At 37.6% G+C, this 11,991-nt stretch carries 12 protein-coding genes and 1 tRNA gene; 1 reads left to right on the forward strand and 12 read right to left on the reverse strand.

Annotated features, from left to right (window positions below):
* Nucleotides 1-71 precede the first annotated feature (71 nt).
* The 9 genes from LC095_RS14440 to LC095_RS14480 form a co-directional block, all read right to left on the reverse strand.
* Complete coding sequence (locus LC095_RS14440) at nucleotides 72-1,256, reverse strand: phosphoglycerate kinase (protein WP_026559623.1); 1,185 nt, start codon at nucleotides 1,254-1,256, stop codon at nucleotides 72-74.
* A 277-nt stretch (nucleotides 1,257-1,533) separates the two neighbouring features.
* Complete coding sequence (gene gap, locus LC095_RS14445; protein WP_226528809.1) at nucleotides 1,534-2,541, reverse strand: type I glyceraldehyde-3-phosphate dehydrogenase; 1,008 nt, start codon at nucleotides 2,539-2,541, stop codon at nucleotides 1,534-1,536.
* A 102-nt stretch (nucleotides 2,542-2,643) separates the two neighbouring features.
* Nucleotides 2,644-3,666 carry a sugar-binding transcriptional regulator gene (locus LC095_RS14450; RefSeq protein ID WP_226528810.1) on the reverse strand — a complete coding sequence of 341 codons (1,023 nt, stop codon included), beginning with the start codon at nucleotides 3,664-3,666 and terminating at the stop codon, nucleotides 2,644-2,646.
* Between the two features lie 146 nt (nucleotides 3,667-3,812).
* On the reverse strand, nucleotides 3,813-4,046 hold the full coding sequence (locus LC095_RS14455; protein ID WP_226528811.1) for a glutaredoxin family protein: 234 nt from the start codon (nucleotides 4,044-4,046) through the stop codon (nucleotides 3,813-3,815).
* 26 nt (nucleotides 4,047-4,072) lie between these two features.
* The gene (gene rpoN, locus LC095_RS14460) at nucleotides 4,073-5,365 is read right to left on the reverse strand and encodes an RNA polymerase factor sigma-54 (RefSeq protein ID WP_226528812.1); all 1,293 of its coding nucleotides are present in this window, start codon (nucleotides 5,363-5,365) and stop codon (nucleotides 4,073-4,075) included.
* 354 nt (nucleotides 5,366-5,719) lie between these two features.
* Entirely contained in the window at nucleotides 5,720-7,231 is a 1,512-nt protein-coding gene (locus tag LC095_RS14465) for a DHA2 family efflux MFS transporter permease subunit (protein ID WP_226528813.1), read from the reverse strand.
* Between the two features lie 30 nt (nucleotides 7,232-7,261).
* Entirely contained in the window at nucleotides 7,262-7,879 is a 618-nt protein-coding gene (locus tag LC095_RS14470) for a TetR/AcrR family transcriptional regulator (RefSeq protein WP_226528814.1), read from the reverse strand.
* 159 nt (nucleotides 7,880-8,038) lie between these two features.
* Nucleotides 8,039-8,269, reverse strand: a complete 231-nt coding sequence (locus tag LC095_RS14475; RefSeq protein WP_226528815.1) for a hypothetical protein — start codon at nucleotides 8,267-8,269, stop codon at nucleotides 8,039-8,041.
* 103 nt (nucleotides 8,270-8,372) lie between these two features.
* Nucleotides 8,373-8,448, reverse strand: a tRNA-Arg gene (locus LC095_RS14480).
* A 411-nt stretch (nucleotides 8,449-8,859) separates the two neighbouring features.
* Between LC095_RS14480 and clpP the strand changes: the two genes are divergently transcribed.
* Nucleotides 8,860-9,453, forward strand: coding sequence for an ATP-dependent Clp endopeptidase proteolytic subunit ClpP (gene clpP / locus LC095_RS14485; protein ID WP_078431657.1), 594 nt, complete (start codon nucleotides 8,860-8,862; stop codon nucleotides 9,451-9,453).
* Between the two features lie 312 nt (nucleotides 9,454-9,765).
* On the opposite strand, the gene LC095_RS14490 is transcribed toward clpP, so the two are convergent.
* Genes LC095_RS14490 through LC095_RS14500 form a run of 3 tightly spaced genes read right to left on the reverse strand, consistent with a single transcriptional unit; the run spans nucleotide 9,766 to nucleotide 11,991 of the window.
* On the reverse strand, nucleotides 9,766-10,023 hold the full coding sequence (locus tag LC095_RS14490; protein ID WP_226528816.1) for an HPr family phosphocarrier protein: 258 nt from the start codon (nucleotides 10,021-10,023) through the stop codon (nucleotides 9,766-9,768).
* Nucleotides 10,024-10,046: 23 nt separating this feature from the next.
* Nucleotides 10,047-10,997, reverse strand: coding sequence for a DNA-binding protein WhiA (gene whiA, locus LC095_RS14495; RefSeq protein WP_226528817.1), 951 nt, complete (start codon nucleotides 10,995-10,997; stop codon nucleotides 10,047-10,049).
* Nucleotides 10,998-11,025: 28 nt separating this feature from the next.
* Nucleotides 11,026-11,991, reverse strand: a complete 966-nt coding sequence (locus tag LC095_RS14500) for a gluconeogenesis factor YvcK family protein (RefSeq protein ID WP_226528818.1) — start codon at nucleotides 11,989-11,991, stop codon at nucleotides 11,026-11,028.

An 11,991-nucleotide genomic window follows, 5' to 3' on the forward strand; every position in this document is an offset into this window, starting at 1 on the left:
TCTTCGTGTTTCCTTTATCTCATACGGAGGCCTCCAGTTCATACGTCGCTAAGCGGTCGATTCCGCTTTTCTTATTTATCGTTTAATGCAACTACACCTGGAAGCTCTTTACCTTCCATAAATTCAAGAGATGCTCCACCGCCAGTTGAAATGTGGCTCATTTTGTCAGCCAAATTGAACTTTTCGACAGCGGCAGCTGAATCTCCTCCTCCGATAACGGAATATGTATCATTTGCCTCAGCTAATGCTTCTGCAACTGCTTTTGTACCACCCGCGAATGTATCTAATTCGAATACACCCATTGGTCCGTTCCAGATCACAAGCTTAGAGTTTTTGATAACGTCAGCGTAGATTTCACGTGTTTTTGGACCTGCATCAAGGCCTTCCCAATCGCTTGGAATGCTGTCGATTGATACAACTTGCGTGTTTGCATCGTTCGAGAAGTCATCCGCAACAACGACATCTACAGGCATGTAGAAATTTACACCTTTTTCTTTTGCTGTTTCAAGGTATGATTTCGCTAAATCAATTTTGTCTTCTTCTAAAAGTGACTTACCAACATCATGGCCTAAAGCTTTGATAAATGTGTAAGCTAATCCGCCACCGATGATTAAGTTGTCAACTTTATCAAGCAAGTTATCGATTACACCGATTTTATCTTTAACTTTTGCTCCACCAATGATCGCAGTGAATGGACGATCTGGATTAGAAAGTGCTTTACCTAATACTTCAAGCTCTTTTTCCATTAAGAAACCAGCAACTGCTGGGATATGTTTTGCAATCCCTTCAGTAGAAGCATGTGCACGGTGAGCTGCTCCGAACGCATCGTTCACATAAACATCAGCAAGGTCTGCAAATGCTTTTGCTAATTCTGGATCATTTTTCTCTTCACCAGCATAGAAACGTACGTTTTCCAGTAAAAGAAGTCCGCCTTCTTCTAATTTTGCAATTTCAGCTTTTACAGCATCGCCATAAGCTTCATCTGTTTTTACAACATTTTTACCAGAAAGCTCTTGTAGTTTTTCTGCTACAGCATTTAAGCGTAACTCTTCAACTACTTCACCTTTTGGACGACCTAAGTGACTAGCTAGTACAACTTTTGCACCCTGCTCACTTAAGTATTGAATTGTTGGTAAAGCTGCACGAATACGTGTTTCATCTGTAACTTGTCCATCCTTCATCGGTACGTTAAAATCAACGCGACAAAAGACGACTTTTCCTTTTACATCAATGTCTTTAACTGACTTTTTGTTCATGAAAAGCCCTCCCTATTTAAACTAGCTCATTGTACAACTTATCATGCGATTTGAAACCTCTTGCTATCCCCCGCTATAAGCGAGAGGTCAGGTATAGCCGATTGATTTCACAATTCCATTAGCAAAACTTGGCTTATCGTCAAGTCCCAATGGCGAAAGCCTTAGTTTTATATTATCATCAATAAAATCTTATACTTTCTGATAACAAAAACAGGGAAAGGGGATGATCCCCTTTCCCCATTGGTTTGTAGCTATATAGTTCGATAACTCTTAAGAATTAAAGACCTTTAGAAGCTAGGTAGTCAGCAAGGTCAACTACGCGGTTAGAGTAACCACTTTCGTTGTCATACCAAGAGATTACTTTTACCATTTGGCCTTCCATTACCATTGTTGATAATGCATCAATTGTAGAAGAGTTGATGTTACCATTGTAGTCACCAGATACTAATGGCTCTTCGCTGTATCCTAAGATACCTTTAAGATCGCCTTCAGCAGCTTCTTTTAATGCTGCGTTTACTTCGTCAACAGTTACTTCTTTCTCTAACTCAGCAACTAAGTCAACTAAAGAAACGTTAGGAGTTGGAACACGCATAGCACCACCATTTAATTTACCTTTTAATTCAGGTAATACTAGAGAAACAGCTTTCGCAGCACCAGTTGAAGTTGGGATGATGTTTTCAGCTGCCGCACGAGCACGACGGTAGTCTTTATGTGGTAAGTCTAAGATTTGTTGGTCATTTGTGTATGAGTGAACAGTTGTCATCATTCCACGTTTAATACCGAATTTATCGTTTAATACTTTAGCAAATGGAGCTAAGCAGTTAGTTGTACAAGATGCGTTAGAGATTACATCGTGGCTAGCAGCATCGTATTTGTCTTCGTTAACACCCATAACGATTGTGATATCTTCGTCGCTTGCTGGAGCAGAGATGATAACTTTTTTAGCGCCTGCTTCTAAGTGTTTCGCAGCATCTGCACGTTTTGTGAAGAAACCAGTAGATTCAACAACGATTTCAACACCTTGAGCACCCCAAGATAATTTCGCTGGGTCACGCTCAGCTGAAACTTCGATTGTTTTTCCGTCAACAACAAGGTTGTTACCGTCAACAGAAACTTCTGCATCTAATTTTCCGTGTACAGAATCATATTTTAAAAGATGAGCTAACATGTTAGCATCTGTTAAGTCGTTAACTGCTACTACGTCAACGTTAGGATTTTTTAAAGCTGCACGGAATACATTACGTCCAATACGACCAAAACCATTAATACCGATTTTTACTGCCATGATTAATTTCCTCCTTTAATTTGTCCGAGGGCTTACCTTGGACACTTTCATAAGAAATGGTTCTACTCTTAAAAGAGAAGAACTTTTTATAATCAGGGAGTGTTAATCCCTTATTAACTCATTTGCTGCCGCTTCATCTGTTATAAGAACAGAATCCAGCGTTTGTTTCATATAGGCTTTAATCGCCTTTGCTTTTGAGGCTCCGCCTGCTACAGCGATAACAGATGGAATTTCCTCGATGTCATCTAATTGAATACCGACCGTCTGAACCTTATGTACAATCTCACCTTGCTGGTCAAAATAGTAGCCAAATGCTTCGGCAACAGCCTTTCCTTCGATAATCTTCCGAAAATGTTCCTCCGGAGTTTTTCGACGTTCCGCCATTGTTTTAGCGTCCCCTATTCCATGAACGACCATACTGGCTGATTTCAAGATTGTTAAAGTTTCTTTAATCGACGGTTCTTCAATAATGGCCTGGTAGGCATCTTTACTAAGTTGTTGATCAGGTGCGTACAGTAGTCGATAATTTCCGCTTGCACGCTCGGCCATTTTGGCGCAAATTGTGTTCGCTTGATTTTCAACTGTTTCCCCTAATCCTCCACGTGCCGGGACGAATAAAGTATCACGAATTTTACTGTCGGGTGTCATCATTTCGGCAACTGCTGCAAGTGTTGTTCCACCGGTAACAGCGACGATATTATTGCCCGTTAAACGCTCCTTTATACATGTTACACATGCTCTTCCCATTTCTTTTTTAACCCATGGAGATTGATCACTATCACCTGAGACAACGATGACTCTGTTTAAATTGAATTTCTCCTTTAATGTATTTTCCAAAGAAGACAATCCTAAAACATCTTTCATCATTTCTTCGAGGTGAATTAGTAAAGACGTTCCCTCATCTGTCAAGGTCATACCTGAAGTTTGAATGTCAATCAGATTTTGATCCTTCAGAAACTGAACTTCGTTTCTTAGAACTCTTTCACTAATGCCCAGGCTAATTGAGAGACTTCTGCGTCCAATCGGCTGCATCAATCGTATGTACTGTAGGATTTGATAGCGTTTTTGCATAACCTGCAACAGGTCAGGCAATAATTTTTTTTGTACTGTGATAAGTGATTTCATTTTTGCTATCCCTCTCTGAGTCGATATGGACTAAAATGGTCCCTCTGTGACGTATTATGTCCCACCATCTCAAAAAAAAATCTCCCTTGCCATATTTTTATTTTAACAGGGGAAAATGGCATATTCAAGAAATGTTTACTGACTTTTTAAAGTAATCGCTTTCTTATGGAATCTTTATCCAAAATTCCGTATGTGACCACTTCTTCTTCTATTTCAATGACTGGAATCATAATTTGAAACTTCTCCAAAAGCTCATCATCTTGATAAATATCGACTACTTTATATTCAAAATCAAACTCTTCTTGTAGTTCATGAATAATGGCCAATCCTTTATCACATAATGAACAATTCTCTTTTGAATAAAAGATTACTTTCTTCACAGCTGATAAGCACTTCCATTTCGTTATTAATATTCTTTCCTTATTGAAGATGTTGGAATATTCAATTGCTCACGATACTTTGTTACCGTTCTTCTGGAAATATCAATATCATACAACGTTTTAAGGGTATTGGCTATTTTTTGATCTGACAATGGCTTTTTCTTATTCTCTGAAACGATCACTTCCTTAAGCCTCAATTTCACTGAAGAAGCAGAAACATCTCCTTGATCTTCTGATAACTTTGTTGAGAAAAAAGACTTCATATTCATTAGTCCATGTGGAGTTTGCACAAACTTGTCTTTCACCGTACGACTGACAGTTGATTCATGGATGTCTAACGTATCTGCAATATCCTTTAATGTTAAGGGCTTTAATGCACTTTTCCCTTTATTAAAAAAGTCACTTTGTCTTTTTAGAATTTCATTCATTACATTGATCATTGTTTCTTTTCTTTGTTCAATTGCCCGTATCAGCCATTTACCTTGAATGGCATTCTTCGCGTAATAGCTTTTCGCTTCTTTATCAATTGGAAACGAGCCGCTCGCCACAGAAGGATCATGAACCATTAGTTGCGGTATGATTTTATCATTGTATATGATATGCCAGGTACCATTTACTTCTTTTATCATCATATCAGGTGTCACATATGTGCTCTCATCCACTCCATACTTTAACCCAGGCCTAGGTTCCAGCTGTTTAATGATTTCATGAATTTCTTGTATTTGAGTTATTTTTATTTTTAAGATCTTGGAAAGTTCCTTCCAAGACTTTTCAGCAAATAAACGAAAATGGTCAGAGATAATTGTTTCCGCCAGCTGATTCCTGGTTTTCAGTCGTCTTAGTTGCAATAAAATGCACTCCTGTAGAGAACGGGCACCGATTCCTGCCGGCTCTAAACTTTGAAGAAAATACAATTTACTCTCAATTACCTCTTCGTCTACATTCATGATAAGTGCCAGGTCTTCAAGTGAGTCTTTTATATACCCGTTTGAATCCAATGCATTAATAAGCAGTTCAAGACAAGCCCGGTCTTGCTTTGATAATGAAAAATCAATCAACTGATGGCGCAGATGATCACGAAGATTTGTTTTTTCTTTTACGGTATTTTCAATGAAGGATTGTTTGTTTGAGGAAGATCGTGACTGTCGAAAAGGTGACTGCCTGCTCTCCTTTACTTCAATTAGAGGATTTTCTAGCGTAAGCTCTCGCACATATGAAAGCAAATCTGCCGAGGAATATTGCAAAAGTGAGATGGCTTGTTGCAGTTCTTGAGTCATATTAAGTTTTAACCCCTGTTGTTGCACTAAATCCATTTTCATTTTAGTTTCCTCCCAATAATAGTCTACACAATAAGGTTGAAAAATGTTCTGATCGTCAACAGAAAGCGCTTACAGATACTATTTTACTAATCAATGATTCTATTACACAAGTATTTTCTTTTACCAAGTTTATGTATTGTGCTGGAATACATACGCATTGTTGCTGGCAAATCTTATTTTATTTTCGATTCCGGGAATTTATTTACGATTTTCATATTTTATTTTCGACTTTGGATATATATATTTTCGATTTTCAAATTTTATTTACTATTAGACAAAATCCGACACATTGCGCCACCCCGTATACCTCAAAAAGAAAAGAGCCGATCCCCTTAAAGGAATCAGCTCTACATATTATATCGTCTTAGGCTTCATCTGTGGTTTAGCCTCATTATTTAATTTCTGAACAGCTTCTTTGCTCGTATCTACACGTTTTACAAAGATAGAAAGTACCAATGCCACAATATTTATCCCTAAAGCAACGTAGAATGAATATTGAATTCCCGCTAATAAAGATTTCTGCATTAATAATGCCTGACTAGATGCAGTTAATGTTGTTGGATCTACACCGGACATTAAGTTTTCTGCTTCTGATGTTGTTACAGAGTTCATAATCGTTACAAGAATAGCCGTACCAATAGAACCTGACACTTGTTGAACGGTATTATTAACAGCTGTTCCATGTGGGTTTAATACGGTTGGTAATTGATTTAACCCATTTGTCATAATTGGCATCATAACCATTGACATCCCAAACATACGAAGGGAGTAAATGAAAATGATATGTCCATAACTAGTGTCAAGCTGTACATTTGCCAACATGTACGTGGAAACCGCTGTTACCGATAAGCCCAATACTGCAAGAACACGCGGTCCAAATTTATCAAATAACTTACCTGTAATTGGCGACATTAATCCCATAATGATCGCACCAGGTAACATCATCAATCCTGAATCAAGAGGTGAAATTCCTCTAACATTTTGCACATAAGCAGGTGTTAAAATCATTCCGGAAAACATGGCTACTGCATTTACAATCATAATAACTGAGCCAAGTGCAAACATTGGATATTTATAAACGCGTAAATCCAATAACGGTTTCTCCATTTTCAGTTGGCGAACAACGAATATAACTAAAGCAATCACACCAGCGATCAGAGTCGTTAAAACGATTGGATCTGTCCAGCCATCTGAACTTGCAGAACTGAAACCATATAATAGACCCCCAAAACCAATTGAAGATAAAACAACTGAGAAGTAATCAAGCTTAGCTTCCTTGTTTTGTTCCATTACATTTTGGAATTTAAAGAACGCTAATAATAGTGTAATAATAGCTAATGGTAATATCATTTCAAATAGTAAACGCCAGTCATAGTGTTCAACAATATAACCTGATAAAGTTGGTCCAATTGCCGGAGCTGTAATCATAACTAAACCAAAAACACCCATTGCTGCACCACGCTTTTCACGCGGGAAGCTGACAAGCATAACATTCATTAATAAAGGTCCCATTACAGAAGAACCTGCTGCTTGAATCATACGTCCTGTAAGTAATAAACTGAAGTTAGGTGAAAATGCTGCTAATGCTGTACCTAACGTAAAGATGATCATCGATGTGATAAACAAACTGCGGTTGGAAAATCTTGTAAGTAAAAAGGCCGACGCCGGAATTAATACACCACTGACAAGCATATAACCAGTTGCAAGCCATTGGATGGTTGAATAATCCTTAATTCCCAAATCCACCATCATAGACGGTAATGCCACATTTAAAAGTGAGTTATTTAAAAATGAAACAAATGCTCCAATAAATAAAATGGCTATCATTAAATATGGCGGTTTCTTTTGTTGTAATGTTTCTTCCATTATAAAACCTTCTTTCCTATCGTAATACTTTTAGTATTCTTTCTTATAAAGTCCTCTTTTCAGTAACTCAATTTGTGTCATATAGGTTCTTAACGCTTCTTCATTCGTTAAATCCTGACCAAACACATGAACAAAATTTTGTGAAGTGATTGATCTTAGTATTTTAACAACCTGCTTCAGTTCTTCTTCATTTCTAATATTCAACTGGTCCTGATTGATTAAAGAAAGGATGTTTTGATACTGCTTTTTCTTGTTTTCGTACATATGATCTGCCAGTTTGTTTTCCAACTTGTAATTCATATTGAGAAACACATTTTTAAAAAAGTTTTTATACTCCTGCTTTCTTTGGTTCTTAATCACTAATTGAAACAATTCAATGAATGCCTCAAATATATCTCCGTTTTTGTCCTTTAATATCGTGATAAATCGTTCATTATTTCTTTGAATCAACTGGTTTGTTAGATAATAAAATAAATCTTCTTTATCCTCAAAATATTGATAAAAGCTACCTCTGGGAATTCCAGCACTTTTAATAATATTAGCGATAGATGCTTCATGTAGCGGAACTCTGGAAAACTCCTCTTTAGCAGCTTGAATTAATGTATCCTGTTTTTCTTTTGATATTTGGAAAAATGTTTGTTTTGGCATTTTTATACTTCCTCTCCAACAAGGTGACACTGTGTCACAATCGACCACAAGAGAAATTATATAATGACACGGTGTCATAAGTCAATAGAAAAAGTGACATGATGTCACTTTATTTTTTAGAAAGGAAATAGAAAGCCTAAAAACCGTATTGTATGGTTTTTAGGCTTCTGTAATAGTATGAAGATAGCTAAATCCCTTATTTGATACTTCTGCATTAAGGACATTTCCTAAGTTTGTCCTTAATAAGTGCCCTTCACTATATAGTTCTTCGCAAATTCTCCCAAACTCTTCTATTGTGAGATGACACTCTTCTGCAGACGGTATATGTCCATTTATTAAGGATGATAAAATAACTGCTTTTGCGTTTTGGATGTATAGGTTCTCGCGCATTAGGTACACCTCCTCAGCTTCAGTATCAGTCATGAAGCAGCTTAGTATACCTTCGTACGCAAGAAAAACCTCTCAATTAAAATTGAGAGGTTTTTCTTTATAACGCGCTCGAAGGGATTCGAACCCCCGACAGACGTGGTACCGGAAACCACCGCTCTATCCAACTGAGCTACGAGCGCACAATAATATGTCAGTACGAAAAATTATACGGCAACTTCCACTTAATTTCAACTGTCTTTTCAGATATTTAACTGGAAAAGGCTTCAAACCAATTAATAAACATTCTATTTGTTCACGAAGCATGCATTTCATGTAGTTTGAAATCAGAAAAATGTGGGAAACATGATTACATGTTATGCTATTACCATACATAGGATAGTAAGAGGAACACATGGATATCCATATTAAAAAATTCATTGTGCTGCTTTGGTCTTTTCGTTTGACCTTTATTGACCTTAGTTGTATGATGGAGATACATAAAGTTTTACATTTTGTTTTATGTCTATGTGTTAAGTCTTAAAGGATTACATAGTATCCAACTTTTCCTTTAGGACGAAAAATCTTTCTTATATTAAAGGAGGAATACGAAAATGAATTTAATCCCTACAGTTATTGAACAAACAAACCGTGGTGAGCGTGCTTATGACATCTACTCCCGTCTTTTAAAAGACCGCATCATTATGCTTGGTAGTGCAATTGACGATAATGTGGCAAACTCTATCGTTTCTCAGCTGCTTTTCCTGGAAGCAGAAGATCCGGAAAAAGATATCTCGATCTACATTAACAGTCCGGGTGGATCTATTACGGCTGGTATGGCCATTTATGATACGATGCAATTTATTAAACCTAGTGTTTCTACAATTTGTATCGGTATGGCAGCTTCAATGGGTGCATTCTTACTTGCAGCCGGAGACAAAGGAAAACGTTATGCTCTTCCTAACTCTGAAGTTATGATTCACCAACCACTTGGTGGTGCTCAAGGTCAGGCAACTGAAATCGAAATTGCTGCAAAACGTATCTTGTTCCTTCGTGATAAGTTGAACAAAATACTATCTGATCGTACTGGTCAATCATTAGATGTGATCGAGCGCGATACAGAGCGTGATAACTTTATGACAGCTGAACGTGCGCTTGAGTACGGTTTAATTGATAAAGTATTGGATCGTAATACGTTAGGGAAATAATGTTAAGGAAAAGCTAAAGCCGAATGGTTTTAGCTTTTTTATTTTTAAGAAAAGCGCAAGCGCCTTGAACAGCCCCGATCAGCATAAAAGAAGATTTAGAATAGAAGACGTTCTTTGCCTTCAATTCTAAATTGGCTAGACCCTAGAGGCAGTCTAAAATCGCGACGTCCTGTCGCACCGACTGCACTTGCACGTCCTGTGCTTCGGGGCTAGGCGCTGGCTGGACACTAACACTATGTATAAAATTTTATACTTTCTTACCTGTCAAAAAGAAAGACACACCGTCTAAAAACCTTTCGGTGTGTCTTTTCATTAACTTTCCTGTTGAACAAACTTCTCAAGTGCTGCCACAGCTTCCTGCTCATCGCTGCCTTCCGCAATGAGATTGATTTCTGCTCCGGAGCTAACAGCTAAACTCATTAACCCCATGATGCTCTTTGCGTTTACCTTTTTTCCATCTTTCTCCAAAAATATATCTGATGCAAAACGATTTGCCTCTTGAACGAATAACGCTGCTGGACGCGCTTGTAAACCTGTTTTTAGATTTACTTCAACTTGCTTTTCAACCATTGAAATCTCCTCTTCTCTTTTTATTATTTTATAGATAACGGCTGGCCTGATCTAAGTTGTTCAGCTATTTCGTCTAGCTTTCTTAAACGATGATTAATGCCTGATTTGCTAATTGTACCGCTTGATACCATTTCTCCAAGCTCTTTTAACGTAACATCTTGGTACTCAACTCGAAGTTTCGCGATTTCCCGCAATTTATCTGGTAATGCATCTAACCCGATTTTATCATCGATATAGCGGATATTTTCGACTTGTCTAAGGGCGGCTCCTATTGTTTTGTTTAGATTGGCTGTTTCACAGTTAACTAAACGGTTAACAGAATTCCTCATATCCCGGACAATTCGAACATCCTCAAATCGAAGCAATGCCTGATGGGCGCCGATAATATTTAAAAACTCTGTGATCTTCTCGGCTTCCTTTAAGTAGGTGATAAACCCTTTTTTACGTTCAAGCGTTTTGCTGTTTAATTCAAATGTATTCATTAACTCACAGAGGGAATCATTATGTTCCTTATATTGTGAGAAAATTTCAAGATGATAGGATGAAGTTTCCGGATTATTGACAGATCCTCCGGCAAGAAAGGCACCTCTTATATAAGAGCGTTTGCAACACTTCTTCTTCACCAGGTTTTCAGAAATACTTCTATAAAATGTAAACCCTTCATCAAGTATATTGAGATCTTCTAAAATCTCCTTAGCCCGTTGAACAAGACGCACTATATAAACATTGTTTTTCTTTAAGCGCATCTTTTTCCGAACAAGCAGTTCTACTGAGATTTCGTATTGTTTTTTTAGAAGAGTATAAATTCTTCTCGCAATCGCTGCATTTTCAGTTTGGATATCTAAAATAAGCATACGATTAGAAAATGAAAGGGATCCATTCATTCGAATAAGTGCTGATAGCTCTGCTTTCAAACAGCATGGCTTTAGTTCTAAGTTGGTTAATTCTTTTTTCGTCTCAGATGCAAATGACAATTCTGCACCCCCATTCTTTACCAGGAACTCATGTCATCTCTTGTTGCAGAATTCCATATAATAGCTTCGCTACCTTATTTGTATCATGTCTAATCACATTGTTTTCATAACATACAATTTTGTCTGTTAACACTTCAAGGCCCAATGATTTCAGTTTTTCAATATCATAATGGACGGGCTTTGCAAGTTCTTCCTCATAAAGAGATTTAATGTTTGCAGGAATTTCTTCTTTATTGACAAGTATTGTATCAATAAATGCTTCCTGCATATGATCATATAAAGCTTTCACATGATCGCTGGCGGAAAAATCCAATGTTTCTCCTGCTTGTGTCATGACATTGCAAATGTACACTTTTTTTGCTTTGGCTTTGCGAACCTCTTCCCCAATTTTAGGAACAAGCAAATTCGGTAAAATACTCGTGTACAAGCTGCCTGGTCCGATGATAATTAAATCAGCGTCTTGAATAACCTCAACCGTTTCCGGAAGCGGCTCAATACTACTCGGGCTTAGAAAAACCCGCTTGATCTTCTTTCCTGAAAATGGAATCTTTGATTCTCCGGAGACAATGGTTCCGTCTTCCATTTCCGCATTTAAAATCACACTTGTGTTTGCGGCTGGTAAGACTTTTCCTCGCACATTTAACACGGTGCTCATTTCCCTGATTGCATGAACAAAGTCACCGGTAATGTTGGTCATTGCTGCCAGGATTAAGTTTCCTAAGGAATGACCAATTAAATTGTTTCCTTTATTAAAACGATGCTGAAACAGCTCTTCAACAAGGGGCTCAACATCTGATAATGCCGCTAATACATTGCGAATATCTCCAGGAGGTGGGATATTTAACTCATTTCGGAGCCTACCAGAGCTCCCGCCATCATCGGCAACCGTTACAATGGCAGTAATATCAACAGGAAATTTCTTTAATCCTCTTAATAATACCGATAATCCTGTACCGCCGCCAATGATGACTACTTTTGGTAAGGTTTCAGCCAT

It is taken from the genome of Metabacillus niabensis, from assembly GCF_020524345.1.
Lineage (GTDB): Bacteria > Bacillota > Bacilli > Bacillales > Bacillaceae > Metabacillus > Metabacillus niabensis_B.

What these genes read in the sequence shown, in the direction of transcription:
- LC095_RS14440 (WP_026559623.1), bottom strand. Translation starts at nt 1,256, where the DNA reads ATGAACAAAAAGTCAGTTAAAGACATTGATGTAAAAGGAAAAGTCGTC.
- gap (WP_226528809.1), bottom strand. Translation starts at nt 2,541, where the DNA reads ATGGCAGTAAAAATCGGTATTAATGGTTTTGGTCGTATTGGACGTAAT.
- LC095_RS14450 (WP_226528810.1), bottom strand. Translation starts at nt 3,666, where the DNA reads ATGAAATCACTTATCACAGTACAAAAAAAATTATTGCCTGACCTGTTG.
- rpoN (WP_226528812.1), bottom strand. Translation starts at nt 5,365, where the DNA reads ATGAAAATGGATTTAGTGCAACAACAGGGGTTAAAACTTAATATGACT.
- LC095_RS14465 (WP_226528813.1), bottom strand. Translation starts at nt 7,231, where the DNA reads ATGGAAGAAACATTACAACAAAAGAAACCGCCATATTTAATGATAGCC.
- LC095_RS14470 (WP_226528814.1), bottom strand. Translation starts at nt 7,879, where the DNA reads ATGCCAAAACAAACATTTTTCCAAATATCAAAAGAAAAACAGGATACA.
- LC095_RS14475 (WP_226528815.1), bottom strand. Translation starts at nt 8,269, where the DNA reads ATGCGCGAGAACCTATACATCCAAAACGCAAAAGCAGTTATTTTATCA.
- clpP (WP_078431657.1), top strand. Translation starts at nt 8,860, where the DNA reads ATGAATTTAATCCCTACAGTTATTGAACAAACAAACCGTGGTGAGCGT.
- LC095_RS14490 (WP_226528816.1), bottom strand. Translation starts at nt 10,023, where the DNA reads ATGGTTGAAAAGCAAGTTGAAGTAAATCTAAAAACAGGTTTACAAGCG.
- LC095_RS14500 (WP_226528818.1), bottom strand. Translation starts at nt 11,991, where the DNA reads ATGGCTGAAACCTTACCAAAAGTAGTCATCATTGGCGGCGGTACAGGA.